We start from the raw sequence: 23,552 nt of genomic DNA, 5'->3' as shown, positions 1-23,552 counted from the left end.
CGTTCCTCTTACTTGGCCGACGCGGCGGCGGAGCGCTGCGTCTGCATGGTCTTGATCCGAGCGATGTCCTTGCGGACCTCGCGAACGCGGCTCGGCTTCTCGAGCTGGTTGGTCGCCGCCTGGAAGCGCAGGTTGAACTGCTCGCGCTTCAGGTTGCTCACCGCTTCGACCAGCTGGTCGTCGCTCTGCCCGGAATAATCGATCTTCTTCGCCATTACTCGCCTCCGAGGTGCGACGTGTCGCCGAGGCGGGCCACGACCTTGGTCTTGATGGGGAGCTTCATCGCCGCCCGCTCGAACGCCTCCGCGGCGATCTTGCCGTCGACACCGTCGAGCTCGAACAGAATACGGCCCGGCTTGACCCGCGCCGCCCAGAATTCCGGCGATCCCTTGCCCGAGCCCATGCGGACCTCGGCCGGCTTGCCGGAGACCGGCACGTCGGGGAACACGCGGATCCACAACCGGCCCTGCCGGCGGATGTGGCGGGTGATCGCGCGGCGGGCCGCCTCGATCTGGCGCGCGGTGATCCGCTCCGGCTCCATGGCCTTGAGGCCATAGGCGCCGAAGTTGAGCGAAGTCCCGCCCTTCGCATCGCCGTGGATGCGACCCTTGAACGCCTTGCGGAACTTGGTGCGCTTTGGTTGCAGCATGTCTGTGTTTCCTTAGCGGCGCCGGTTATCGACGATCGTCGCGCGCCGGGCGCACGCCGGAGGTCTGGGCCTCCATCATCAGCCGATCATAGGCCATCGGATCGTGACCCAGGATCTCGCCCTTGAAGATCCAGACCTTGACCCCGCAGACGCCGTAGGCGGTGTGCGCCTCGGCATCGGCATAATCCATGTTGGCGCGCAGCGTGTGCAACGGCACCCGACCCTCGCGGTAGCTCTCCGACCGCGCGATCTCGGCGCCGCCCAGGCGGCCACCGCAATAGACGCGGATGCCGTCTGCGCCGAGCCGCATCGCCGACTGGACCGCGCGCTTCATGGCGCGACGGAAGGCGATCCGGCGCTCGAGCTGATCGGCGATCCCCTGCGCGACGAGCTTGGCGTCGACCTCAGGCTTGCGGATCTCGACGATGTTGAGCGACACCTCCGACGAGGTCATCCCGCCCAGCGTCTTACGCAGACGCTCGATGTCGGTGCCCTTCTTGCCGATGATCACGCCGGGGCGCGCGGCGAACACCGAGATGCGGCACAGCTTGGCCGGACGCTCGATCACCACCTTGGAGATCGCCGCCTGCGGCAGCGTCTTCATGATGTACTGGCGGATCCGCAGATCCTCGAGCAGCAGCTTGCCGTACTCCGCGCCGTCGGCGTACCAGCGGCTGTCCCAGGTGCGGTTGATCTGAAGCCGCAGACCGATCGGGTTGCTCTTGTGACCCATGTCAGGCCTCCTCGACTTCGCGAACGACGATCCGCAGCCGTGAGAACGGCTTGAGGATGCGCGTGGACTTGCCGCGGCCGCGCGTGGCGAACCGCTTCATGGTGATCGACTTGCCCACGCTCGCCTCCGACACGACCAGCGCGTCGACGTCGAGATTGTGGTTGTTCTCCGCATTGGCGATCGCCGAGGCGAGCACCTTGCGCGCATCGACCGCCATTCCCTTGGTGGAGAATTGCAGGATGTTGAGCGCGTCGCCGGCCTTCTGACCGCGGATCAGCGCGGCGACTAGGCCCAGCTTCTGCGCCGAACCTCGGATCTGCGTACCGACCGACAAGGCTTCCTTGTCGCCGACGCGACGGGGGGATTTCGGCTTCGACATTACCGCTTGCCCTTCTTGTCGGCGGCGTGGCCGGGGAAATAGCGAGTGGGCGCGAACTCGCCGAGCTTCATGCCCACCATGTCCTCGTTGACCGACACCGGCACGAACTTGCGGCCGTTATAGACGGTGAACGTCAGGCCCACAAACTGCGGCAGGATCGTCGACCGGCGCGACCAGGTCTTGATCGGCGCGCGGCCACCCGCGTCCTGTGCGGCTTCGGCCTTCTTCAGGAGCGACAGCTCCACGAACGGGCCCTTCCAGACTGAACGAGCCATTTAGCCCTTCCTCTTGGTCGAGTGACGCGACCGAATGATCATCTTGTCGGTCGCCTTGTTGTGGCGGGTGCGCGCGCCCTTGGTCGGCTTGCCCCACGGCGTGACCGGGTGACGGCCGCCCGAGGTCCGGCCTTCGCCGCCGCCATGCGGATGGTCGACCGGGTTCTTGGCGACGCCGCGGGTCAGCGGGCGCTTGCCCATCCAGCGCGACCGCCCGGCCTTGCCGAGGTTCTGGTTCTGGTTGTCGGGGTTCGAGACCGCGCCCACCGTCGCCATGCACTCGGCATGGATGTAACGCTGCTCGCCCGAGCCCAGCCGCACGATCACCATGCCGCGATCCCGGCCGACAACCTGGACGTAGGTGCCAGCCGAGCGCGCGATCTGACCGCCCTTCATCGGCTTCATCTCCACGTTGTGGACAATGGTGCCGACGGGCATCTGGCCGAGCTCCATGGCATTGCCCGGCTTCACGTCGGTCTTGCGACCAGCGATCACCTTGTCGCCGACGGCGAGACGCTGCGGCGCCAGGATATAGGCCTGACGATCCTTGCCGTCCTCGCCCGCGCCATAGTTGACGAGCGCGATGAAGGCGGTGCGGTTCGGATCGTACTCGAGCCGCTCGACGCTGCCCTCGACGTCCCACAGCCGACGCTTGAAGTCGATGATGCGGTACCGCTGCTTGTGACCGCCCGCGATGCCGCGGCTGGTGACATGGCCCTTGTTGTTCCGGCCGCCGGACTTGCGCTTGCCCTCGGTCAGCGACTTGACCGGCTTGCCCTTGTGGAGCGCCGACTTGTCGACCAGGATCAGGCCACGGACGCCGGGGCTCGTCGGATTGTAATTCTTGAGCGCCATCTCAGCGGGCTCCCTCGGTGACGTCGATCGACTGACCGTCGGCGAGCGTGACGATCGCCTTCTTCATGTCGGAGCGCTGATACGGCGCGCCCTTCCACTTCTTGGTCTTGCCCTTCTGAACGATCGTGTTCACGCCGGTGACGCTGACGCCGAAGATCGCCTCGACCGCCGCCTTGATCTCGGGCTTGGACGCGGTCCGCGCGACCTTGAACACGACAGCGTTGTGATCGCTCAGAAGCGTCGACTTCTCGGTGATGTGCGGCGCGACGATCACGTCGTAATGACGCGCGTCGATCACCTCTTTCTGCTTAGCCATGGAAGCGGGCCTCCAGCTTCTCGACGGCCGCGCGGGTGAGCACCAGCGTGTCGGCCTTGATGATGTCGTACACGTTCGCGCCGACCGCGGGCAGCAGGTCCACGCCGGGCAGGTTGCGGCCCGCGCGGAATGCGTCCGAGGCCTCGCCGTCGATGACCAGCGTCCGCTTGCCGACGTTCAGCGTCTCGAAATGGCCCTTCAGTTCCTTGGTCTTGGCGACCTCGAAGCCGTCGAGGACGATCAGCGAACCCGCCTTGGCATGGCTGCTGAGCGCCATCTTCAGCCCGAGCGCGCGAACCTTCTTGTTGAGCGACGGGTTGAAGTCGCGGACGCGGGCGCCGTGCGCCTTGCCGCCGCCGATGAAGATGGGCGCGGCGCGGTCGCCGTGACGGGCGACACCGCCGCCCTTCTGGTTGCCCAGGCGCTTGCCGGTGCGGGCGACGTCGGAGCGCTCGCGGGTGCCGCGCGCGGTGGCGCGGCGCTTCTCGAGCTGCCACGTGACGACGCGGTGCAGGATGTCGGCGCGCGGATCGAGGCCGAAGACCTCGTCGTTGAGCTCGACCTCCGCGGCGTTCGCCCCGGCGTCGAAGGAGGAAACCTTGACCTTCACGTTCAGCCCTCCTGGCCTTCGGTTGCTTCCGGCGCTTCCGAAGTCTCGGCAGGCGTATCCGCAGCGGTGTTGCTATTGGCGGCCTGCTTCAGGCCGGCGGGGAACGGAGCCTCGGCATGGCGCGGTTCTTTGACCGCGTCCTTGACGAACAGCCAGCCGCCCTTCGATCCGGGCACCGAGCCCTTGACGAAGATCAGCCCGCGCTCGGCGTCGGTGCCGACCACCTCCAGGTTCTGCTGGGTGCGGTTCTTGTCGCCCATGTGGCCGGCCATCTTCTTGTTCTTGAAGACCTTGCCGGGATCCTGGCGCTGACCGGTCGAACCGAGCGAGCGGTGCGAGACCGAGACGCCGTGGGTCGCCCGCAGACCGCCGAAATTCCAGCGCTTCATGCCGCCGGCGAACCCCTTGCCCTGCGTCCGGCCCTGGATATCGACCAGCTGACCGGCAACGAAATGCTCGGCCGAGATCTCCGCACCGACATCGAGGAGATTATCCTCGGTCACGCGGAACTCGTGCACGATCGCCTTGGGCTCGACCTCGGCCTTGCCGAACGCGCCACGCTGCGGCTTCGCGACATTCTTCGCCTTGGCGCTGCCGGCGCCGAGCGCGACGGCGGTGTAGCCGTCCTTGTCCTTCTCGCGGCGAGAGATGACCTGAAGCGCCTCGAGTTGCAGGACGGTGACCGGCACATGGCGGCCGTCGTCCTGGAACAGGCGGGTCATCCCCATCTTCTTCGCGATCACGCCGGTGCGCATGACCTTGCTCCTGACAGAGGCACGATCGGGACCATCCCGAAGGTGCGTGTGACCGCCGCGGATGCGACGATCGGTCAGCCCGGAAATGCGAAGCGTGCCCCCGTCCCGGGCTGGTCGCTTCCCGAAGGAAGCAGACGGGAGACGCTGTCCCGGAGCAAGCTCCGGCGGTATCTCATGTCAGCGTGCGCTAACGCCGCAGGACTCGAGGTCTACCGCGGGAAGCGGCGCATTACGCCAGCTTGATCTCGACGTCAACTCCGGCCGCAAGGTCGAGCTTCATCAGCGCGTCGACGGTCTGCGGGGTCGGCTGGACGATGTCGAGCATCCGCTTGTAGGTGCGGACCTCGAACTGTTCTCGGCTCTTCTTGTCGATGTGCGGACCGCGATTGACCGTGAACTTCTCGATGCGCGTCGGCAGCGGGATCGGCCCGCGGATCAGCGCGCCGGTGCGACGCGCGGTGTCGGCGATGTCGCCGGTCGCCTGGTCGAGGACGCGGTGATCGAACGCCTTGAGGCGGATGCGGATATTGGTGTCCATGGTTCCTACCGTGCGTTGCGCGCGACCCCGGCCGTCTTCCCACCGGCGGGTGTGCCGGTGAGCTCGTACCGCTGGCGCCGCCGGCGGGATGAGATCCAGGCTGCCGATGGAGGAAGCCGGGAAGACGGAGAAAGAGCCGTGACTCGTGAATGCGAAGGGGCGCGCTGTAACGGCGCCCTCATTAAAAGGCAACCGCCCGCCGCACCTTGCGGTGCGACGGGCGACTGATTTTTCGGTCCCGGCCGGATCGGCCCGGACCGATGCTTACTTCGAGATCTCGGCGACGACGCCCGCGCCGACGGTCCGGCCGCCCTCGCGGATCGTGAAGCGCTGGCCGATGTCCATCGCGATCGGCGCGATCAGCTTGATGCCGAGCGCGACGTTGTCGCCGGGCATCACCATCTCGGTACCCTCGGGCAGCTCGACGGTGCCGGTCACGTCGGTCGTCCGGAAGTAGAACTGCGGGCGATAGTTGGCGAAGAACGGCGTGTGACGGCCACCCTCGTCCTTCGACAGCACGTAGACCTCCGACTTGAAGTCGGTGTGCGGCTTGATCGAACCCGGCTTGGCGAGCACCTGGCCACGCTCGACCTCTTCACGGCCGACGCCGCGGATCAGCGCGCCGATGTTGTCGCCGGCCTGGCCCTGGTCGAGCAGCTTGCGGAACATCTCGACGCCGGTGACGACGGTCTTGCGCGTGTCGGTCTTGATGCCGACGATCTCGACCTCCTCGCCGACCTTGACGATGCCGGTCTCGACGCGGCCGGTGACGACGGTGCCGCGGCCCGAGATCGAGAACACGTCCTCGATCGGCATCATGAACGGCTTGTCGAGCGGACGCTCCGGCTGCGGGATCGACTCGTCGACCGCCGCCATCAGCGCCAGCACGGCTTCCTTGCCGAGCTTGTCGTCCGAACCCGAGAGCGCGGCCGTCGCCGAGCCGCGGATGATCGGGATATTGTCGCCGTCGAAGTCGCGCTTCGAAAGCTCCTCGCGGATCTCCATCTCGACCAGCTCGAGGATCTCCTCGTCGTCGACCAGGTCGACCTTGTTGAGGAACACGACCATCGTCGGCACGCCGACCTGACGCGCGAGCAGGATGTGCTCCTTGGTCTGCGGCATCGGGCCGTCGGTCGCCGCGACCACCAGGATCGCGCCGTCCATCTGCGCCGCGCCGGTGATCATGTTCTTCACGTAATCGGCGTGCCCCGGGCAGTCGACGTGCGCATAGTGGCGCGCGTTCGTCTCATACTCGACGTGCGCGGTCGAAATCGTGATGCCGCGCTCGCGCTCTTCGGGGGCCTTGTCGATGTTGGCGAAATCAACCGCGGTGCCGCCGGTCGTTTCCGCCAGCACCTTCGTGATCGCCGCCGTCAGCGACGTCTTGCCGTGATCGACGTGACCGATGGTGCCGATGTTGAGGTGCGGCTTGCTCCGATCGAATTTTGCCTTCGCCATGTTTTCCTACCTTCTGGATTTCCACTGAGCCGCGCCTGGGACTCGCCGTGAAGGCGGCCCTGTAGCGGGAGTCATTTCATCGCGCCAGCCCCATTGGTGGGCGACGTTTCGCCGGATCGGGACCGGGCTCGGCCTGGCCCCGCCCGCATCAGGCCAGCTTGGCCTTCACCTCGTCGGCGACGTTCTGCGGCACTTCGTCATAGTGCGAGAACTGCATCGAGTAGCTCGCGCGCCCCTGGGTGAACGAACGCAGCGCGTTGACGTAGCCGAACATATTGGCCAGCGGCACCATCGCCTCGACCGTCTGCGCGTTACCGCGCGTGTCGGTCCCCTGGATCTGGCCACGCCGGCTGTTCATGTCGCCGATGACGTCACCCAGATAATCCTCCGGCGTCACCACCTCGACCTTCATCACCGGCTCGAGCAGCGTGATCCCCGACTTCTGCGCCGCCTCGCGCATCGCGCCGCGGGCACAGATCTCGAACGCCAGCGCCGACGAATCGACGTCGTGGTACGCGCCGTCGTACAGGTTGATCTCGAAGTCGATGATCGGGAAGCCGACCAGCGAGCCGGTCGCGGCGGTCTCGCGGAAGCCCTTCTCGATCGCCGGGATATACTCCTTCGGGATGTTGCCGCCCTTGATCTCGTCCTTGAAGACGATCCCGGACCCGCGCTCGCCCGGCGTCAGCTTCACCTTGACGCGGCCGAACTGGCCGGTGCCGCCCGACTGCTTCTTGTGCGTATAGTCGATGTCGACGGGCTTCTTGAGATACTCGCGATACGCGACCTGCGGCGCGCCGACGTTGGCCTCGACCTTGAACTCGCGCTTCATGCGGTCGACCAGGATCTCGAGGTGGAGCTCGCCCATCCCCTTGATGATGGTCTGGCCGCTCTCCGCGTCCGAGGAGACGCGGAACGACGGGTCCTCGCGCGACAGACGGTTGAGCGCGACGCCCATCTTCTCCTGGTCGGCCTTGGTCTTGGGCTCGACCGAGAGCTCGATGACGGGCTCGGGAAACTCCATCCGCTCCAGGATGATCGGCGCGTTGATCGCGCACAGCGTGTCGCCGGTGGTCGTGTCCTTCAGACCGGCCAGCGCGACGATGTCGCCCGCATAAGCGACCTGGATGTCCTCGCGGTCGTTCGCATGCATCAGCAGCATGCGGCCGACCTTCTCCTTCTTGTCCTTGACCGAGTTGGTGACCTGCGACGCCGTCTCGAGCTTGCCCGAATAGATGCGCGCGAAGGTGAGCGTCCCGACATAGGGATCGTTCATGATCTTGAACGCCAGCGCCGAGAACGGGGCGTCGTCCGACGAGGGCCGCTCGTCCGGCGTCTCGCCGTCAAGCTTCACGCCCTTGATCGCCGGCACGTCCAGCGGGCTCGGGAGGTAGTCGACGACCGCGTCGAGCAGCGGCTGGACGCCCTTGTTCTTGAACGCCGAGCCGCACAGCACCGGCACGAACGCCATCGCGAGCGTCCCCTTGCGGATCAGCGCCTTAAGATCGGCGACGCTCGGCTCATTGCCCTCGAGATACGCCTCCATCAAGGCGTCGTCCTGCTCGACGGCCATCTCGATCAGGTCGCTGCGATACTTGGCGGCCTTCTCCTTCAGGTCGTCGGGGATATCCTGGAACTCGAACTTCGCGCCCAGGCTCTCCTCGAGCCAGATGATCGCCCGGTTCTCGACCAGGTCGACCAGCCCCTTGAAGCCGCCCTCGATCCCGATCGGCAGATACAGCACGGCCGGTCGCGCGCCCAGGCGCTCGATGATCGAGTTGACGCAGAAGTAGAAGTCGGCGCCGGTACGGTCCAGCTTGTTGACGAAGCACATCCGCGGCACGCCGTACTTGTCGGCCTGACGCCACACCGTCTCCGACTGCGGCTCGACGCCCGCGACGCCGTCGAAGCACGCGACCGCGCCGTCGAGGACGCGCAGCGACCGCTCGACCTCGATCGTGAAGTCGACGTGGCCGGGGGTGTCGATGATGTTGATGCGGTGGTCGTTCCAGAAGCAGGTCGTCGCGGCCGACGTGATCGTGATCCCGCGCTCCTGCTCCTGCTCCATCCAGTCCATCGTCGCGGTGCCCTCATGGACCTCGCCGATCTTGTAGGACTTGCCGGTGTAGTAGAGGATCCGCTCGGTCGTCGTCGTCTTGCCGGCGTCGATATGCGCCATGATGCCGATGTTGCGGTACATGCTGAGCGGATGGCTGCGGGCCATGATCGGGCTTCCTTAGCGATGTGGGGAGCAGGCGGGCGGCCGGCTCCCCACGATATAGGTCAGGCGGGTGACGCTTCCAAGACGAAGCGCCCGGTCTACCAGCGGTAGTGGCTGAAGGCGCGGTTGGCTTCGGCCATGCGGTGCGTGTCCTCACGCTTCTTCACCGCGTTGCCGCGATTGTTCGCCGCGTCCATCAGCTCGCCCGACAGGCGCGCGTCCATGGTGTTCTCGGACCGGCCGCGCGCCGCCGAGATCAGCCAGCGGATCGCCAGCGCCTGCGCGCGCTCGGGCCGCACCTCGACCGGCACCTGGTAGGTCGCGCCACCGACGCGACGGCTGCGGACCTCGATGCCCGGCTTGATGTTGTTGAGCGCGTCGTGGAACACGCCGATCGGCTCGCGCTTGGCGCGGGTCTCGACCGTCTGCATCGCCGAATAGACGATGCCTTCGGCGACGGACTTCTTTCCGTCGTACATGACGGAGTTCATGAACTTGGACAGGACCTCATCACCATAGACGGGGTCCGGGAGGATTTCCCGCTTCTCGGGACGACGACGACGCGCCATGTGGAATACCTTTCGATCGGATCAGCTGAACGGGCGGGCCGGGCTCACTTGGGCCGCTTGGCGCCGTACTTGGAGCGCGACTGCTTGCGGTTCTTGACGCCCTGGGTGTCGAGCACGCCGCGCAGCACGTGGTAGCGGACGCCGGGAAGGTCGCGCACGCGGCCGCCGCGGATCAGCACCACCGAGTGCTCCTGAAGGTTGTGCCCCTCGCCCGGAATGTAGCTGATGACCTCGCGGCTGTTGGTCAGGCGGACCTTGGCCACCTTGCGCAGCGCCGAGTTCGGCTTCTTCGGAGTCGTCGTATAGACGCGGGTGCAGACGCCGCGCTTCTGCGGGTTCTGCTCCATCGCAGGGACCTTCGACTTGGCCTTCTGCGGTTCGCGGCCCTTGCGGACCAGCTGGTTGATCGTCGGCATTGAAGCCTTCACCTTTCCGGTTACTTTGCTGGAGCCCTGACAGCACTTGGAATACGAAAAGGACCGGCGGACGCTTGCCTCCGGTCCCATTGCATCCAGCAATGTTCAAGCATGCCCGGCCGGAGCGGACCCCGGACGAACGGGCGCGCCTATAACCCTGCCGTCGCCGCAGGTCAACGGGCGGTGCGGAAACCCGCCCTTAACCACGCCCGCCTACGCGCCGGGCGATGACCTCCGCCTCCTTCCGGTCCGCTGCGGCAGAGCATCGCGGGTTCGGGGTGCTGCCCGTGCTCGCCGCCGCGGCGATCGTCTACGCCGCCTTCTGGCCGTTGATGGGACGCGACGTCTGGCTCTGCTACGCACCCTGGCTGGAGCATATCGCCCGTGTCGGGCCACTCGCCGCGCTGGGCGCCCCGTTCGGCGACTATACCCCGCCATATTACTACATGCTGACGCTCGCGACGCCGCTCGTCGGGCTGCTGCCGTCGGAACACATCGTCAAGATCGTGTCGCTCGCGGGAACGCTGCTGCTCGCGGGCGCAGTGCTCCACCTCGCCCGGACGCTGAAGATCGCGCGCGCCGAGCTGGTGGCCGCGGCGACGCTGCTGCTTCCCGGCGTCGCGCTCAACACCGCCTTGATGGGCCAGTGCGATGCGATGTCCACCGCGCCGCTCGTCATGGCCGTCGCCGCGGTGATCGAGCGCCGGACCGGCCGGATGTTCCTGTGGTGCGGCGTCGCGGCCGCCGTGAAGGCGCAGGCGATATTCTGCGCGCCCTTCTTCCTGGCGATGGCGATCAGGCGACGCGCACCGGTAAGGGAATGGCTGCTCGCCCCGGCGGCGACGCTGGCGGTGTTCGCGCCGTCGCTCCTGCTGGGCTGGCCGCTTTCGGACCTGGCGACGATCTACGTCCGGCAGGCCGGCTTCTACGACACGCTGTCGATGAACGCGCCGAACGTGTGGGTGATCGTCCAGGCGCTGCCCCTCTCGCTCCCGCTCACAGGTCTCGCCAACGCCGCCGCGCTCGGCGCCTCCGCCGCCTATGTCGCGCAGTTCGGGACGCGGCCGCTGACCGACCGCGCGACCCTCGCCGCCGCGGCGCTCGCTCCGCTCGTCGTCGTCGGGCTGCTCCCACGGATGCACGAGCGCTACTTCTACGCCGCCGAGGTGCTGGTGTTCGTCTGGGCGGCGGCGACCAACCGGCCGGCCGCCTGGCTCACCGCCGGGCTGGTTCAGCTCGCGACGCTCCTCGCGATCCTCGGCTACGGCGCCGGCCTGCCCGCGTTGCCGATCGTCGGGGCGGTCGCGATGCTGGTGGCGACCTGGCGACTGGCGAAACCGCTTGTCGCCAGCCCGGCCAACGACACCTTTCCGCTCAGCGCGCGCCCGGCCTGAGCGCGGCAAGCAGCGCCGCCTCGAACCGCGCCGGATCTTCGACCTGCGGCGCGTGGCCCAGCCCTTCGAGCCGGACAAGCGTTGCGTTCCGCATCTGGCGCGCCGCAGCCGGCGCGATCACCGGGATCGCCAACAGGAACTTCTGGAGCGACGCGGGCGCCTGCTGCCGCCCGAAGGCGGTCTTGTCGAGTGTCCCGACGATCAGCGTGGTCGGCGGGGTGATTCGGTAAAGCTCGTGCGCGACCGGCTGGGTTTGGATCATCTCGCTGGTCCGGGCCTGGGCCAGCGCCACCGCGTCGCGCCCCGCGCCACGGTACATGCCGGCGAGCATCCATACCCAGCGATCGTAAGCCGACTTCCACGTGCCGTGATAGTAGTTCGCCTGCTGATAGGCCTTGATCGAGGCGTAGCTGGTCTTCTTCTCGCCCGCCCACAGCGTCTCGACATCGGTATAGGGCAGCCCCTCCTCCGAACGATCGACCAGTCCGAGCGGGTTGACCAGCACCAGCCGGTCGACCTCGGCCGGGTACATGATCGCATAGCGCATCGCGAGCATCCCGCCGAACGAATGGCCGACCAGGCTCGCCCGCGTCACCCCGCGCGATTGCAGCAGGCGATGCGTCAGGTTGGCCATCATGCCGAAACTGTACTGCGCCGCGGCAGGCTTCGACGATTTGCAGAAGCCGAGCTGGTCGGGGATGACGACCCGGTAACCGACGGCGAGCAGCGCCCGCGCGCTACTCTCCCAGGTTGCGCCGCAGAAGTTCTTCCCGTGCAGCAGGACGACGGTGCGGCCGTTGGGCTTGATCGGGGCGACGTCCATGAAGGCCATTTCGGCGGATTGGCCCGCGACCGTCGCCTTCAGCGTCTCGACCGGCCATGCGTAGGTGAACCGCTCCAGCCGCGCGCCGAAATCCGGAGCATCGTCGTTGGTCGCTGCCGTCAAGAAGAGCGTCAGCGCCGTCGCCCGTAGAACCGTCCTGCACACCGTCATCCGCCCCCTCTCCGCGCTGCGTCGCGGCGAGATTAACCATCTCGAGGCGATCCGTCACCCGTGCCCCGCGCATAGCCCCGTCAGTCGGGCGCGACCGGCATGCCGCCCTTGAGCACCGCGGCGGGATGCTCGAGCAGGCGCACGTCCTGCGACGGGTCACCCTCGACCGCCACGATGTCCGCGAAATGCCCCGGGGTCAGCGCGCCCACGTCGTCGCTCTTCCCGAGCGCCTCGGCCGCGCTGGTCGTCGCGGCACGGATCGCCTGCTGCGGGGTCATCCCCCATTCGACCATCTTGGCGAACTGTTTCGCGTTGTCGCCGTGCGGATAGACGCCCGCGTCGGTGCCGAACAGCATCGGCACGCCGGCGCGCACCGCCCGCTGGAAGGTCTGGCGCTGCTTGAGGCCGATCGCCTTTTCCTTGTCGAGGCTCTCCTGCTCCGTCCCGTTCTTGGTGCCGGTCGCGAGGATATAGTCGTCGTTGTAGATATCCATGTCGAACCAGGTGCGGTGCTGGACCGCGAGCTTGATCGCCTCGTCCGACGCCAGGCTGCAATGTTCGATCGTGTCGATGCCGGCGAGGATCGCGGCCCTGATCCCCTCGTCGCCGTGCGCGTGCGCGGCGACCTTGAGGTGAAGCATGTGCGCCTCGTCGGCGATCGCCTTCATCTCCTCTTGCGTCAGCTGCTGGACGCCGACCTCGTCGCCGAGCGAGAACACGCCTCCGGTCGCGCAGATCTTGATCACCTCGGCCCCGTATTTGTGCAGCCAGCGCACCTTGGCGCGCGCCTCCTCGGGCGAGTTGACGACGCTCGGCTGCTGCTTGTCGTAGGAGGGCGGCAGCGCATTGTCGTCGCAATGGCCGCCGGTCGCGCCGATCGCATAGCCGGCGGTCACGATCCGGGGTCCTTCGGCCCAGCCGCCGTCGATCGCCTCGCGCAGCCCGACGTCCTGGAAATCGGCCGAGCCGACGTTGCGGACGGTGGTGAAGCCAGCGCGGAGCGTCTTCCCGGCGTTCGCGACGCCGACGGCGCTCCAGAACGAATCGGTGTATTTCAGCCCCTGGTACCCGCCGATCTCGGCCAGGCTGGTCAGATGGACGTGCATGTCGATCAGCCCGGGCAGGATCGTCACGTCGCCCAGCGCGACCCGCTTCGCATCGGCTGGGATCTGCGGCCGCGCCGTCGCCCCGGTGACGAGCGACGCGATCCGGCCATCCTTGACGACGATCACCGGAGCCTCGAGCGTCCGGCCGGTCGCCGGATCGTAGAGGTGCGCCGCCGTCACCACCACCGTCTCCGCCGCCGCCGGCGCGGCCGCCAGCAGCGCCGCCGCCGCGATCAGCGCCCTCATGCGCCGATCCCGCGGGTCAGCTGGCTGTAGGCGTGGGCGGAGACGACCATGTCGACGAAGAACCCGAGCCACATCGCGAACAGCACGATCACCGAGGCGAGATATGCCATGAAGCGGACCGGCACCTTCTTGCGGGCGATGTGGATGTAGCTGTGCGCCGCGCGGAAGATCACGAACAGCCACGCGAGCGCCACCTGCGCCGGGCTGGCCATCCCCCCGATCACGAGCAGCGGCACCAGCGCGAAATACAGCACCGGCATCTCGAACAAATTCGCCAGATTGTTCGCCGGCATCGCGACCGGCTCGAAATAGGCCTGCGCCGCCGAGGGACTCGCCATCGTCCCGGACTCGGGCGGGGTGCGCTTCATGTGCGCCGCACGCTGCACGAAGAGCGAGAACCAGACGATCATCACCAGCGCGACCAGCGCGAAGGTGGGCCACAGGATATTGAGCAGGATCACGTCGCTTCCCCTTGTTCAGACGGGAAGCATGGCCGGATTTCCGCGCCGCGGCTAGCCGTTCGCCGCGATCCACTCCTCGACGACCGGCGCGACCCGGGTCCGCCATTTCGAACCGTTGAAGATGCCGTAATGGCCGACGTCCTCGGCCATGTAATAGCGCTTCAAGGCCTCGGGCAGTGCGGTCGCGAGCGTCAGCGCAGCCCGCGTCTGGCCCAGTCCCGAAATGTCGTCCTTCTCGCCTTCGATCGCCAGCAGTGCGGTGTCGGTGATCGCGGCGGGATCGACCTTGCGGCCGCGGTGCGTCATCAGCCCGCGGGGCAATTTGTGCTCCTGGAATACGACGTCGATCGTCTGGAGGTAGAACTCCGCCGTCATGTCACAGACGCTGCGATATTCGTCGTAGAAGGCCTTGGTCGCGTCGGCATGCTCGCCGTCGCCGGTGACGAGGTGTTTGAACAGCTCCCAGTGACTCATCATGTGGTTGCCCAGGTTCATCGTCATGAACCCGGTCAACTGGAGGAACCCGGGATAGACCTTGCGTCCCGCGCCCGGGTAGGTCGCGGGCACGGTGGCGATGACGTTCTGCTGGAACCACGAGAAGGGCCGCTCGGTCGCGAGCGTGTTGACCGCGGTCGGCGCCTCGCGGGTGTCGACCGGGCCGCCCATCATCGTCAGCGTCTTCGGCCGGCACGGGTCGCCGTCGGCGTTCATCAGCGCGACCGCGGCGTAACAGGGCACCGACGGCTGGCAGACCGCCAGCATGTGCGCGCCCGGCCCGATATGCTGGAGGAAGGCGATGAGGTAATCGACATAATCGTCGAGGTCGAACGTGCCGTCGGACAGCGGGACGCTGCGCGCGTCCCGCCAGTCGGTGACGTACACGTCCGCGGACTGGAGCATCCGCTCCACCGTTCCGCGCAGCAGCGTCGCATAATGGCCCGACATCGGCGCCACGATCAGCAGCTTGGGCGCGCCTTCGACGCCCTCGCGCACGAAATGCTTGAGCTGTCCAAAGGGCTTGCGCAGCACGATCTCCTCACGGACCGCGACCGGCGTGCCCGCGACCTCCACCGAGGTGATCCCGAATGCGGGCTTGCCGCGGGGCGCGGCGGCATGGGCGAAGACCTCGAGCGCGCTCGCGACTACCTGGCCGCCGCCGAAATAGGAGAATGGGTTCGCCGGGTTGTGGAGCATCCCGGCCCCGAAACTGGCCATCGCGCTGGCGCCCGAGAGCATGGAGCGCTGCAATTCGTAGGCGTCGTAGAGCATCCGGTATCCTTGCCCCGGCGGGGGTTACGGCTCCGTAACGCAAGTTATCGCGCCGCACAAAGCCTTCCCCCGCGTTGAGGCGCGCCGCCGCGGCTGCTAGGCCGGTCGGCATGGCCGATCCCGAACCCCGTCCCAAGCGCCGGCTTGGCGACCTCGCCCTCGTGTGGACCGCGGCCAAGGCCTATCCCGCGCAGATCGCCGGGGCGTGGGCGGCGCTCACGGTCACTTCCGCGGCGACCATCGCCATCCCATATAGCTTCAAGAAGATCATCGACCGCGGCTTCGCGAGCGGGGGCGATCCGACCGCGGTCGGACGGTCGTTCCACTATATGCTGATGATCGTCGCGGTGCTCGCCGTCGCGACCGCGATCCGCTTCTACTTCGTCTCGTGGCTGGGCGAGCGCGTCGTCGCCGACATCCGCCTGCGCGTCCAGGCGCATCTACTGACGCTGGCGCCGCGCTTCTTTGAGGAGAACCGTCCCTCCGAGATCGCCTCGCGGATGACCAGCGACACCGCGCAGATCGAGACCGTCGTCGGCTCCACCGTCTCCATCGCGCTGCGGAACGCCTTCACCGGCGTCGGCGGGACGATCTACCTCTTCGCGATCTCGGCGAAGCTCGCCGGGCTGCTGATGATCGCGATCCCGCTGATCATCCTGCCGATCGCGCTGCTCGGCAAGCGCATCCGCACGATGTCGCGCACCTCGCAGGATCGGCTGGCGGACGTCGGCGCGATCGTGACGGAGGCGTTCGGGGCGATGAAGATCGTCCAGGCGTTCGGGCAGGAGGGCCGCGAGGCCGCGCGGTTCGCGAGCGCGGTGGAGGCGACGATGGCGGCGGCCAGGCGACGCATCCTGGTCCGCGCCGCGATGACCGCGATCGTCATCGGGCTGGTGTTCGGAGCGATCACGATGGTCTTGTGGGAAGGCGCGATCGACGTGGCCGCCGGGCGGATCAGCGGCGGCTCGATCGCCGCCTTCGTCCTGACCGGCGGGATCGTCGCCGGGGCGCTGGGCGCGCTGACCGAGGTGTACGGCGACCTGCTGCGCGGCGCGGGTGCCGCGGGGCGGCTGGCCGAGTTGCTCGCCGAACGACCCGAGATCGCGGCGCCCCCCCATCCCGTCGCCCTCCCCTCCCCGGCGCTCGGCGCGCTGGCGTTCGAGCACGTCGAGTTCCGCTATCCGACCAGGCGCGACGTGGCCGCGCTGCATGACGTCTCGCTCCGCATCGAACCGGGCGAGACGGTGGCGGTCGTCGGCCCCTCGGGCGCCGGCAAGTCGACGCTCTTCCAGCTACTCCAGCGCTTCTACGATCCCGACGCGGGACGGGTGACGCTCGACGGTGTGCCGCTGCGCGATGCCGATCCGGCCGCGATCCGCGCGCGACTGGCGATGGTCCCGCAGGAGACCGTCATCTTCGGCACCTCGGCCCGCGACAATCTGCGCTACGGCCGCCCGGAGGCGGACGACGCCGCGATCTGGCGCGCCGCGGAGGCGGCGAACGCGGCGACCTTCCTGCGCGCGCTCCCCGACGGGCTCGACACCTTTCTTGGCGAAGGCGGCGCGCGGCTGTCGGGCGGGCAGCGTCAGCGGGTCGCGATCGCACGGGCGTTGCTGAGGGACGCGCCGATCCTGCTGCTCGACGAAGCGACCAGCGCGCTCGACGCCGAAAGCGAGCTTCTGGTCCAGCAGGCGCTCGAGCGGTTGATGACCCAGCGCACCACGCTCGTCATCGCCCACCGCCTGGCGACCGTCCGCGCGGCGGGCCGGATTGTCGTGATGGACGGCGGCCGCATCGTCGAGGAGGGCACCCATGCAGCGCTGACCGCACGCGGCGGCCTCTACGCGCGGCTCGCGCGGTTGCAGTTCGACGACGCGGCCTGACGCTCGTTCCGGCTCAGGCGCGCACGGCCCTCCGATAGGTCGTGCCGGCAGCGTGGGAGCCGGGCACCCCGAGCCAGTCCTCGGCCACCGCCACCTCTTCGAAGAACGCGACTCCGGGACGGCTCGTCAGTCGCCGCGCCTGCATCCGCGCCAGCGATCGCGCGACCACGAAGGCGAGCTTGCGTGAGCGGATCGTCGGCGCGCCCACGACCTGCATGAACGCCTCGACCGCGGCCTGGCTCTGGATCGCCATCTCCCGGATGTCGGCGAGCGTCAGGTGCATATTCGACTCGCAGCCCAGCGTCGCCACGGCTCGCTCGACCTCGCCGGCAAGCGCGAGCGCCTCGGCGGGCTCGTAGAAGCCGCTCATCGTGAGGCGAACGAGAGCATTCGCCGGGTCGACTTCGATCTCATGATGTCCAGCCATTCCATGCTCTTACCCCGCCGAAGGTTACCGATCGGCAAAGGCGGGCGGCTCACCCGACCTGGACGCCCTTCCAGAACGCGATCCGCCCGCGGATCTCCGCCGCCGCTGCCTTGGGCTTTGGATAATACCAGGCGGCGTCGCGGTTCTCCGCGCCGTCGACGGCCAGCGTATGGTAATGCGCGGTGCCCTTCCATGGACAGACCGTCGTCGTTTCGCTGGGCCGCAACACCGCCGGATCGACCGCGTCCGCCGGAAAATAATGGTTGCCCTCGACGACGACCGTCTCGTCGCTGCGGGCGATCACCGCGCCGTTCCACCGTGCTTCGACCATGACGTTCCTCCTGTTCGACCAGGCAGGTTGGGAGCGAAGGCGCGCCCGTCAAGCGAACGGGTCGGCGACACGGCTCGGCTCCCGAGACGCAGTACCGCCCGGGCCGGCACGACGCGCTCGACTCGCTCGCCGCCCTCGCCCAGGCTAGAACACGGCGAACGTGAGCAGGAGAGAACGCATGGCCCGCGAGTTCGATGTGATCGTCTATGGCGCCACGGGGTTCACCGGGCGGCTGGTCGCCGAATATCTGGCGCAGACCTATCCCGAGGGATTGAGCTGGGCGATGGCCGGCCGCTCGCTTGCCAAGCTCCAGGAGGTCCGCGCCGAGATGGGCGTACCGGACACGGTGCCGTTGCTGACCGCCAACTCCGACGATCCCGCCTCGCTCCGCGCGATGTGCGAGCGGGGGACGGTGGTGATCTCCACCGTCGGGCCCTACCAGCTCTACGGCAGCGACCTCGTGGCCGCCTGCGCCGCGACCGGGACGGCCTATGTCGACCTGTGCGGCGAACCGGGCTGGATGCGCGAGATGATCGACGCGCACCAGGCGGAGGCGAAGGCGACGGGCGCGCGGATCGTCTTCTCGTGCGGGTTCGATTCGATCCCCTTCGATCTCGGCGTGCTGACCTTGCAGGAGGCCGCTCAGAGGCGGTTCGGAAAGCCCGCGCCGCGGGTAAAGGCTCGCGTCCGTGCGATGAAGGGCGGCTTCTCCGGCGGAACGGCCGCCAGCCTGAAGGCGACGCTCGCCGCCGTCGCCCGCAAACCGTCGCTCGGGATGCTGCTCGCCAGCCCGTTCGCGCTGACGCCCGGCCATGCCGGCCCGCATCAGCCGACCGGGCTGCTTCCCGAGTTCGACTCGACGATCAACTGCTGGGTCGCGCCGTTCATCATGGCACCGATCAACACCAAGAACGTCCACCGCACCAACTTCCTGCTGGGCCAGCCGTGGGGCGATCTGGTCTATGACGAGATGATGGTCGCCGGCCTCGGCGATATGGGGAAGGCCGCGGCAGAGGCGATCGCCAAGCTCAATCCCCTTGCAAGCGACAAGGGTCCCAAGCCCGGCGAGGGTCCGTCGAAGGCGGAGCGCGATGCCGGTCACTATGACCTTCTGTTCGTCGGCTTGATGCCCGACGGCGCGCGCATCGACGCCGTCGTCACCGGCGACCGCGATCCCGGCTATGGCTCGACCTCGAAGATGCTGGCGGAGAGCGCGCTTTGCCTCGTGCGCGACGTTCAGGGAGACGGCGGGATCTGGACCCCGGGCGCGCTGATGGGAGGAAAGCTGCGCGATCGGCTGGTGAAGAATGCGGGAATGACCTTCACCGCGGGCTGACTAACGTCGTCCCTGGTGCCGGATGTTGGCGGGCCGTCCGCGTCGTTTGATGTCGCGCTTGGGGGTCTCGCCCCGGCGTGGCGGCAAGGCGCCCTTCCCCTCGGGCAGCTCGAAGCGGAGCGCGCCCGAGACCGGGTTCGCCTCCGCCAGTCGCAGCGTGAGCGTCTGACCGAGCGCGTACACCTCCCCGGTCGCATCGCCGACCAACCGCCGGCCGACCTCGTCGAAGCGGTAGTAATCGCCGCCGAGGTCGCGCACGGGCATCAGCCCGTCGCCGCCGATCCCCGCCACCGTCGCGAAGAAGCCGAAGTTGGTGACGCCGGTGATCCGCGCCTCGACCAGTTCGCCCACCCGCTCCGACAGGAATGCGGCGACGTAGCGGTCGATCGTGTCGCGTTCCGCCTCCATGGCGCGCCGCTCCAGCGCGGAGATCGCCTGGCCGATCACGTCCATCCTCGCGGCATCGCTCGCGGGCAGCCCACCCTCCCCCAGCCCGTATGCTGCAACAAGCGAACGGTGGACGAGGAGGTCGGCATAGCGTCGGATCGGCGAGGTGAAATGCGCATAGCTGCCGAGCGACAGGCCGAAATGGCCATGGTTCTCCGGCCCGTAATAGGCCTGGGTCTGCGTCCGAAGCACCTGCTCCATCACCTGCGGGCGGAAATCGGCGTCGCCGACCCGGTCGAGGATGTGATTGAAGGTGCGTGGCTGGACGACCTGGCCGAGCGCGAACCCGACTCCGAAGGTCGCGAGATAATCCTTGAGCGCCACCAGCTTCTCGCGCGCCGGCGGCTCGTGGACGCGGTACATCACGCTCGCCTTCTTCGCCTCCAGCGCCTTCGCGGCGGCGACGTTGGCGGCGATCATGTAATCCTCGATCAGCCGGTGCGCGTCGAGCCGCTCGCGCGGCGCGACCGAGAGGATGCGGCCCTTCTCGTCGAGCACGACCCGCCGCTCGGGCAGATCGAGATCGAGCGGGGCGCGCGCCTCGCGCGCCTTGAACAGCGCGCCCCAGCAGTCCCACAACGGCCGCAGTGCCTCGATCATCGGCCCCGCGCCCGCGTCGATCGTCGCCTGCGCATCCTCGTAAGCGAGGTTCGCGGCGATCCGCACCGTCGCTCGGGTGAACCGCCACGAGGTCAGCGCACCCGCTTTCGACACTTGGAGGTGGCAGACCAGCGCCGCGCGGTCCTCGCCTTCCTTCAACGAGCAGACGTCCGCCGACAATATCTCCGGCAGCATCGGCACGACCCGGTCGGGGAAATAGACGCTGTTGCCGCGCCTGCGCGCTTCGCGGTCGATCTCGGAGCCGGGACGCACGTAGAAGCTGACGTCGGCGATGGCGACGAGCGCGCGCCACCCGCCCGCATTCGCGGGATCGTCGTCGGGCGCGGCCCAGACCGCATCGTCGTGGTCGCGCGCGTCGGCGGGGTCGATCGCGACGATCGGCAGGTGACGCAGATTCTCGCGAGCGGAGCCCAGATCGAGCCTGGCGACCCGCTCGGCCTCCGTCAGCGCCTCGGGCGAGAAGCGGTCCGGAATGCCGTGCTTGTGGATCGCGATCAGCGAGAAGCTGCGCGGGGCGAACGGGTCGCCCAGCCGCTGGACGACGCGCGCGGTGATCCGGGGCGGCCGTCCCGCCAGTTCGGCGAGCACCAGGTCGCCCACCTCGGCCCCGCCCGCGTCCGACACCGCGAACTCGCGCCGCTCCTTCTTCTCGATCCCCTGGAGCCACAGGCGATCGCCTTCGGCGCGCAGCACGCCGATCGTCTGCTCCGACGCGGGCGCGAGTACCTTCATCGGATGCGCGATCCAGCCGCTTCCGGCCTCCTCGGTTCGCGCAAGCACCCGCTCGCCGACACCGAGCGCGCCGCGCTTGCGCTCGCGGACCCGCAGCCGCGGCGCAGGCGTCTCCGCCTCCCAGCGCTCGGGTGAGGCCCAGACGTTGCCGCCGTCGTCGACGTCGACGATGCGGAGCACGGTGACCTTCGGCACCCCGCCCATCTTGTGGAAGGCCCGGCCCGGGGCGGAGTCGATCAGCCCTTCGTCGGCCATGTCCTTCAGGAGCGCCTTGAGCGCGATCTTCTCCTGCGCTGAGAGCGCGAACGCCTTGGCGATCTCGCGCTTGCCCGCGGGAGCGTCGGACGTCGCGATGAAGTCGAGAATCTGCTGGCGGGTCGGCAACCCGGGCCGGGGTTTTGGCATACCCTCAAATAGGGACGCGACGGCTGTCCGTCACCCCGACACGGAAGCGCCGTTCCCGCTGAGGCGGAGACGGCGCGACCTTCATCCGGAGCCGGCTCAGGCGCCTGCGGGAGCCGGGGTCCCGAACGGCCCGCTCGGCCGCCGCGTCTTGGGGATCGAGGTGCCGGCGGGCGCGCGCGGCGTCTTCGGACCATTGTCGGTCCGCCCGATCTCCTCACCCGCGATCAGCTTCTTGATCTCGTCGCCCGAGAGCGTCTCATATTCGAGCAGCGCGCCCGCGAGCAGGTGGAGCTGGTCGATATGCTCGCTCAGCAGATCCTTCGCGCGGGTCAGTCCGCCCTCGACGATCGCCTTGATCTCGCCGTCGATCAGCTGGGCGGTCTGGTTCGACATGTGGACCGGCTGCGACGACGAATAGCCGAGGAAGCTCTCGCCTTCCGGCTGGGCGTAATCGACCGGGCCGACCTTGTCGCTCATGCCCCATTTGGTGACCATGTCGCGCGCCAGGCCGGTGGCGTACTGGATATCGCTCGACGCGCCGGACGAGACCTTGTCATAGCCGAAGATGATCTCCTCGGCGACGCGCCCGCCCATCGACACCGACAGGTTGGCGTACATCTTGTCGCGGTGATAGCTATAGCTGTCGCGCTCGGGCAGCCGCATCACCATGCCCAGCGCGCGACCGCGCGGGATGATCGTCGCCTTGTGGATCGGGTCCGACGCGGGCTCGTGGAGCGAGACGATCGCATGCCCCGCCTCGTGATAGGCGGTCATCCGCTTCTCGTCCTCGGTCATCACCATCGAACGCCGCTCGGCGCCCATCATGACCTTGTCCTTGGCCTCCTCGAACTCGCTCATCGCGACCAGCCGCTTGCCCTTGCGCGCCGCGGTCAGCGCCGCCTCGTTGACGAGATTGGCCAGGTCCGCGCCGGAGAAGCCCGGGGTGCCGCGCGCGATCGTACGCGCGTCCACGTCGGGCGCCAGCGGCACCTTCTTCATGTGGACCTGAAGGATCTTGACCCGCCCGTCGATGTCGGGGCGCGGCACCACGACCTGGCGGTCGAACCGGCCCGGCCGCAGCAGCGCAGGGTCGAGCACGTCGGGGCGGTTGGTGGCGGCGACGATGATGATGCCCTCGTTCGCCTCGAACCCGTCCATTTCGACCAGCAGCTGGTTGAGCGTCTGCTCGCGCTCGTCGTTGCCATTGCCGAGCCCCGCCCCGCGGTGGCGCCCGACCGCGTCGATCTCGTCGATGAAGACGATGCACGGCGCCGACTTCTTGGCCTGCTCGAACATGTCGCGAACCCGGCTCGCGCCGACACCGACGAACATCTCGACGAAGTCCGAGCCCGAGATGGTGAAGAACGGCACACCCGCCTCGCCCGCGATCGCCCGGGCGAGCAAAGTCTTGCCGGTGCCGGGCGAGCCGACCAGCAGCGCGCCCTTGGGGATCTTCCCGCCGAGGCGCGCGAACTTGGTGGGGTCCTTCAGGAACTCGACGATCTCGACCAGTTCCTCACGAGCCTCGTCGATGCCGGCGACGTCGTCGAAGGTGACCTTGCCTTCCTTCTGCGTCAGGATCTTCGCCCGGCTCTTGCCGAAGCCCATCGCCCCGCCCGCGCCGCCGCCCTTCTGCATCTGACGCAGCACCAGGAAGGCGATGCCGATGAATAGCAGAAACGGCAACGACTGGACCAGCAGATACTGCCAGATCGACGGACCCTCGTCGGCCTTCGCCGCAATTTCAACACCGCGCTCGCGCAGCTTGGGGATCAGCGTCGCATCGGGGATCGGCAGCGGGATGACCCGGAACTTGTCGCCCGACGAAAGCGTGCCGGTGATGACGTCGCGACTGATCGCCACGTCCTTGACCGTCCCCTCGTCGACCTTGCCGAGGAAGGTCGAATAGGGGAGCGTGTTGCCCTGCGCCGCGGTCGAGCGACCGTCGAACAGCGTGACGACGACCGCCAGCGACAGAAGGATGCCGACCCAGATCAGCAGGCTCTTCATCCAGGGGCTGGGCCCGCCGCCGTTGCCGTCGGAACCGGGCTTCTTGTCGTCGTTCATGAGCTACCTCTCGCGAACCCACAATGTAGGCGGACGCAGGTTAATGGCAATGGAGCGCG

25 protein-coding genes are annotated in these 23,552 nt (G+C 68.0%); 3 read left to right on the top strand and 22 right to left on the bottom strand.

Annotation, left to right across the window (positions count from 1 at the left end; all coding sequences use genetic code 11):
- Nucleotides 1-8: 8 nt before the first annotated feature.
- From rpmC to rpsL, 14 genes are all read right to left on the bottom strand, one after another.
- Nucleotides 9-215, bottom strand: coding sequence for a 50S ribosomal protein L29 (gene rpmC, locus AC4GYY_RS14920; protein WP_491121663.1), 207 nt, complete (start codon nucleotides 213-215; stop codon nucleotides 9-11).
- Nucleotides 215-649, bottom strand: a complete 435-nt coding sequence (gene rplP / locus AC4GYY_RS14915; protein ID WP_491121662.1) for a 50S ribosomal protein L16 — start codon at nucleotides 647-649, stop codon at nucleotides 215-217. The genes rpmC and rplP overlap by 1 nt, the downstream gene beginning before the upstream one ends.
- A 25-nt stretch (nucleotides 650-674) precedes the next feature.
- Nucleotides 675-1,382, bottom strand: coding sequence for a 30S ribosomal protein S3 (gene rpsC / locus AC4GYY_RS14910; RefSeq protein WP_491121661.1), 708 nt, complete (start codon nucleotides 1,380-1,382; stop codon nucleotides 675-677).
- A 1-nt stretch (nucleotide 1,383) separates the two neighbouring features.
- Nucleotides 1,384-1,761 (bottom strand): 50S ribosomal protein L22, encoded by a 378-nt coding sequence (gene rplV, locus AC4GYY_RS14905; protein WP_491121659.1) that lies wholly within the window; start codon nucleotides 1,759-1,761, stop codon nucleotides 1,384-1,386.
- Nucleotides 1,761-2,036 carry a 30S ribosomal protein S19 gene (gene rpsS / locus AC4GYY_RS14900; protein ID WP_168132911.1) on the bottom strand — a complete coding sequence of 92 codons (276 nt, stop codon included), beginning with the start codon at nucleotides 2,034-2,036 and terminating at the stop codon, nucleotides 1,761-1,763. The genes rplV and rpsS overlap by 1 nt, the downstream gene beginning before the upstream one ends.
- Entirely contained in the window at nucleotides 2,037-2,891 is an 855-nt protein-coding gene (rplB, locus tag AC4GYY_RS14895) for a 50S ribosomal protein L2 (protein WP_491121657.1), read from the bottom strand.
- A gap of 1 nt (nucleotide 2,892) precedes the next feature.
- Nucleotides 2,893-3,207: a 50S ribosomal protein L23 gene (locus tag AC4GYY_RS14890; RefSeq protein ID WP_491121655.1), complete on the bottom strand. Its 315-nt coding sequence runs from the start codon at nucleotides 3,205-3,207 to the stop codon at nucleotides 2,893-2,895.
- Nucleotides 3,200-3,817: a 50S ribosomal protein L4 gene (gene rplD / locus AC4GYY_RS14885; RefSeq protein ID WP_491121654.1), complete on the bottom strand. Its 618-nt coding sequence runs from the start codon at nucleotides 3,815-3,817 to the stop codon at nucleotides 3,200-3,202. The genes AC4GYY_RS14890 and rplD overlap by 8 nt, the downstream gene beginning before the upstream one ends.
- Before the next feature lie 2 nt (nucleotides 3,818-3,819).
- Nucleotides 3,820-4,572: a 50S ribosomal protein L3 gene (gene rplC / locus AC4GYY_RS14880; protein WP_491121652.1), complete on the bottom strand. Its 753-nt coding sequence runs from the start codon at nucleotides 4,570-4,572 to the stop codon at nucleotides 3,820-3,822.
- 229 nt (nucleotides 4,573-4,801) lie between these two features.
- The gene (gene rpsJ / locus AC4GYY_RS14875; RefSeq protein WP_055983317.1) at nucleotides 4,802-5,110 is read right to left on the bottom strand and encodes a 30S ribosomal protein S10; all 309 of its coding nucleotides are present in this window, start codon (nucleotides 5,108-5,110) and stop codon (nucleotides 4,802-4,804) included.
- 264 nt (nucleotides 5,111-5,374) lie between these two features.
- Nucleotides 5,375-6,568, bottom strand: a complete 1,194-nt coding sequence (gene tuf / locus AC4GYY_RS14870; RefSeq protein WP_491121651.1) for an elongation factor Tu — start codon at nucleotides 6,566-6,568, stop codon at nucleotides 5,375-5,377.
- 148 nt (nucleotides 6,569-6,716) lie between these two features.
- Nucleotides 6,717-8,792 (bottom strand): elongation factor G, encoded by a 2,076-nt coding sequence (fusA, locus tag AC4GYY_RS14865; protein WP_491121650.1) that lies wholly within the window; start codon nucleotides 8,790-8,792, stop codon nucleotides 6,717-6,719.
- A gap of 95 nt (nucleotides 8,793-8,887) precedes the next feature.
- Complete coding sequence (gene rpsG / locus AC4GYY_RS14860) at nucleotides 8,888-9,358, bottom strand: 30S ribosomal protein S7 (protein WP_491121649.1); 471 nt, start codon at nucleotides 9,356-9,358, stop codon at nucleotides 8,888-8,890.
- Nucleotides 9,359-9,402: 44 nt separating this feature from the next.
- On the bottom strand, nucleotides 9,403-9,774 hold the full coding sequence (gene rpsL / locus AC4GYY_RS14855) for a 30S ribosomal protein S12 (RefSeq protein ID WP_184059238.1): 372 nt from the start codon (nucleotides 9,772-9,774) through the stop codon (nucleotides 9,403-9,405).
- 227 nt (nucleotides 9,775-10,001) lie between these two features.
- Between rpsL and AC4GYY_RS14850 the strand changes: the two genes are divergently transcribed.
- Entirely contained in the window at nucleotides 10,002-11,168 is a 1,167-nt protein-coding gene (locus AC4GYY_RS14850) for a hypothetical protein (protein ID WP_491121648.1), read from the top strand.
- On the opposite strand, the gene AC4GYY_RS14845 is transcribed toward AC4GYY_RS14850, so the two are convergent.
- From AC4GYY_RS14845 to AC4GYY_RS14830, 4 genes are all read right to left on the bottom strand, one after another.
- Complete coding sequence (locus AC4GYY_RS14845; protein ID WP_491121647.1) at nucleotides 11,149-12,114, bottom strand: alpha/beta fold hydrolase; 966 nt, start codon at nucleotides 12,112-12,114, stop codon at nucleotides 11,149-11,151. The two genes, AC4GYY_RS14850 and AC4GYY_RS14845, sit on opposite strands and share 20 nt — an antisense overlap.
- Before the next feature lie 128 nt (nucleotides 12,115-12,242).
- A complete protein-coding gene (locus AC4GYY_RS14840; protein WP_491121646.1) occupies nucleotides 12,243-13,514 on the bottom strand; it encodes a Xaa-Pro dipeptidase in 1,272 nt (423 codons plus the stop codon).
- Nucleotides 13,511-13,975 carry an MAPEG family protein gene (locus AC4GYY_RS14835; RefSeq protein ID WP_491121645.1) on the bottom strand — a complete coding sequence of 155 codons (465 nt, stop codon included), beginning with the start codon at nucleotides 13,973-13,975 and terminating at the stop codon, nucleotides 13,511-13,513. Before AC4GYY_RS14835 ends, AC4GYY_RS14840 begins: the two co-directional genes overlap by 4 nt.
- A 51-nt stretch (nucleotides 13,976-14,026) precedes the next feature.
- The gene (locus tag AC4GYY_RS14830; RefSeq protein ID WP_491121644.1) at nucleotides 14,027-15,244 is read right to left on the bottom strand and encodes a polyhydroxyalkanoate depolymerase; all 1,218 of its coding nucleotides are present in this window, start codon (nucleotides 15,242-15,244) and stop codon (nucleotides 14,027-14,029) included.
- A gap of 110 nt (nucleotides 15,245-15,354) precedes the next feature.
- On the opposite strand from AC4GYY_RS14830, the gene AC4GYY_RS14825 reads away from it, so the two are divergent.
- Entirely contained in the window at nucleotides 15,355-17,127 is a 1,773-nt protein-coding gene (locus tag AC4GYY_RS14825) for an ABC transporter transmembrane domain-containing protein (RefSeq protein WP_491121643.1), read from the top strand.
- A 13-nt stretch (nucleotides 17,128-17,140) separates the two neighbouring features.
- Here the strand turns inward: AC4GYY_RS14825 and AC4GYY_RS14820 are convergent, their stop codons facing one another.
- Nucleotides 17,141-17,554, bottom strand: a complete 414-nt coding sequence (locus tag AC4GYY_RS14820; protein WP_491121642.1) for a hypothetical protein — start codon at nucleotides 17,552-17,554, stop codon at nucleotides 17,141-17,143.
- A gap of 49 nt (nucleotides 17,555-17,603) precedes the next feature.
- A complete protein-coding gene (locus tag AC4GYY_RS14815; RefSeq protein WP_491121641.1) occupies nucleotides 17,604-17,885 on the bottom strand; it encodes a DUF427 domain-containing protein in 282 nt (93 codons plus the stop codon).
- Between the two features lie 178 nt (nucleotides 17,886-18,063).
- Between AC4GYY_RS14815 and AC4GYY_RS14810 the strand changes: the two genes are divergently transcribed.
- The gene (locus tag AC4GYY_RS14810; protein ID WP_491121639.1) at nucleotides 18,064-19,221 is read left to right on the top strand and encodes a saccharopine dehydrogenase family protein; all 1,158 of its coding nucleotides are present in this window, start codon (nucleotides 18,064-18,066) and stop codon (nucleotides 19,219-19,221) included.
- Here the strand turns inward: AC4GYY_RS14810 and AC4GYY_RS14805 are convergent, their stop codons facing one another.
- A complete protein-coding gene (locus AC4GYY_RS14805; RefSeq protein ID WP_491121638.1) occupies nucleotides 19,222-21,426 on the bottom strand; it encodes a ribonuclease R family protein in 2,205 nt (734 codons plus the stop codon).
- Nucleotides 21,427-21,522: 96 nt separating this feature from the next.
- Entirely contained in the window at nucleotides 21,523-23,493 is a 1,971-nt protein-coding gene (gene ftsH / locus AC4GYY_RS14800; protein ID WP_491121637.1) for an ATP-dependent zinc metalloprotease FtsH, read from the bottom strand.
- Between the last annotated feature and the right edge of the window lie 59 nt (nucleotides 23,494-23,552).

The organism is Sphingomonas sp. SP6, from assembly GCF_058313435.1.
The sequence above is the reverse complement of the archived record's forward strand: the minus strand, read 5'-3'. Positions and strand labels throughout refer to the sequence as shown.